This window comes from Sphingomonas sp. IC-56, from assembly GCF_021043375.1.
Classification (GTDB): Bacteria; Pseudomonadota; Alphaproteobacteria; order Sphingomonadales; family Sphingomonadaceae; genus Sphingomonas.
Window position 1 is genome coordinate 112,827 of record NZ_JAJNDV010000011.1, and the last position, 2,108, is coordinate 114,934.

The window sequence follows — 2,108 nt, forward strand, 5'->3', positions numbered from 1 at the left end:
GGGCTTCACGCGCACGGCCACGCTGAACGCCGAGGGATCGTTCCGTATCCAGTCGCTGCCGGTCGGTGATTACACCGCGGTTGTAACCGTTCCCAATTTTGAACCTGTCACGTCGTCGGTTTCCGTCAGCGCAGGCCGTAACAACACCTACACCTTTACCGTCGGCGGTGCTGGCGCCACCTCGGACGACGGCGAGATCGTCGTCACCGGTACGGCGCGCCGCGGTAACGATTTCGGCAACAACACCGGTGGTTTGAACATCAGCAATGTCAGCGAACTGCTGAACACCACCCCGATCGCGCGCAACCAGACCGCGCTGATCCTGCTTTCGCCGGGCACCAGCTCGGGCGACACCACCTTCGGTAACCTCGCTTCGATCGGTGGCGCCACCGTCGCCGAGAATGCGTATTACGTGAACGGTCTGAACGTTACCAACTTCCGCACGTTCGTGGGCTCGAACAACCCGCCGATCGAGTTCTACCAGTCGTTCGACGTCAAGCTGTACGGGCTTCCGGCCGAGTTCGGCCGCGCGCTGGGCGGCTTCACCACCGCGGTGACGAAGTCGGGCACCAACCAGTTCAAGGCCGGCATGCTGGTCGCAGTTGCGCCCAACGCGCTGCGCGATACGTCGCCGAACACCTATGCCGCCTACAACGAGGGCGACTACAACCAGAACATCGAGACGAACTTCTACGTCAGCGGCCCGATCATTAAGGATCGCCTGTTCTTCTATGGCCTCTACAATCCGAATTATTCGGAAATCGGCGACAGCAGCATCACGGCCGGGCAGCGCCTGACCACGACGAACAAGTCGCCCTTCTTCGGCGGCAAGCTCGACCTGATCATCGCCGATGGTCACCGCCTGGAGGGAACCTATTTCCGCAATGCGCGGGAAGCGCGGACCCGCTACACGGCCTTCGATCCGGTAACTGATACCCAGGGTGCCGTGCTCGGCGATATCGTCGACAAGGCGGGCGGCGACAACTTCGTTGGCACCTATACCGGTCAGTTCACCAACTGGCTGACGCTGTCGGCCGCCTATGGCGAAGCGCACGACAACCAGTCTTCGGCACCGGGCCCGGTGCAGGCGTTGGTGCAGAGCTCGCTGACTGGCACGACTACCACTGCGGCTGGTTTCTCAAGCGCGCTCAGCTCGGATGATGATACCCGCAAGTTCTACCGCGCGGACGCCGACGTGTATGTGAACCTGCTTGGTTCGCATCACTTCCGCATGGGATATGAGCGTGAAGAGCTCAGCTCCACCACCGATACTCGCTATTCCAGCGGCTATCGCTATCTGCTCGCGCCTACCTACGTCTATCGTTACTATTACGAGAATGTCGGCACCTGGGATTCGGTCAACGAATCCTTTTACATCCAGGATAGCTGGTCGCTTGCCAATGACCGGGTCAATCTCCAGCTTGGCCTGCGCAATGACAAGTTCAGCAACAATGCACTGAGCGGCGAGACGTACTTCGAGTCGGGCGATCAGTGGGGCCCGCGCCTCGGCGCTTCGTTCGACGTATTCGGCGACAAGCGGACGACGGTGCGTGGGTCGTGGAGCCGGTACTTCATGCCGGTGGCGACCAACACCAACATCCGCCTCGGCGGTGCTGAGCTCTACTACCGCCAGCGCTTTGCCTATCCCACGGGTGTCAATCCCGCGTCGTTCAACTCGGTGGGCCTACCCGCAGGCCTTCAGCTCGACAGCACTGGCAACATCCTCGGCCTCACCACGCGCACCGGCGGCGCTGTTGGTCCGTGCCCGGATGTCGGTCCGGACGCAGGGGCACTGTGCAGCAGCGTCAGCTCGGACGGTGTGTTGGGCCCGACGGACACGCTGGTCTCGACCAACCTGCAGCCGAGCTACACCGATGAATGGACCGTCGGCGTCCAGCATCGCATTGGCGACTGGGACTTCAGCCTGACCTACCTGAACCGTCGTCTCGGCCGTACGCTGGACGACGTGGCGATCGACGCCGCGGTGCTCGCTTATTGCGATCGCGAGGGCATCACCGGTTGCGACGCGTCGTTCACTGGCTTCCACCAGTATGTGCTCGCGAACCCCGGCGCCGATATCACCGTTCGTCTGGACGGCGATTGCGCGC

1 protein-coding gene is annotated in these 2,108 nt (G+C 62.1%); it reads left to right on the forward strand.

Annotation, left to right across the window (positions count from 1 at the left end):
- On the forward strand, positions 1–2,108 hold a 2,108-nt coding region (locus LQ953_RS14455; RefSeq protein ID WP_231031621.1), incomplete at both ends, for a TonB-dependent receptor.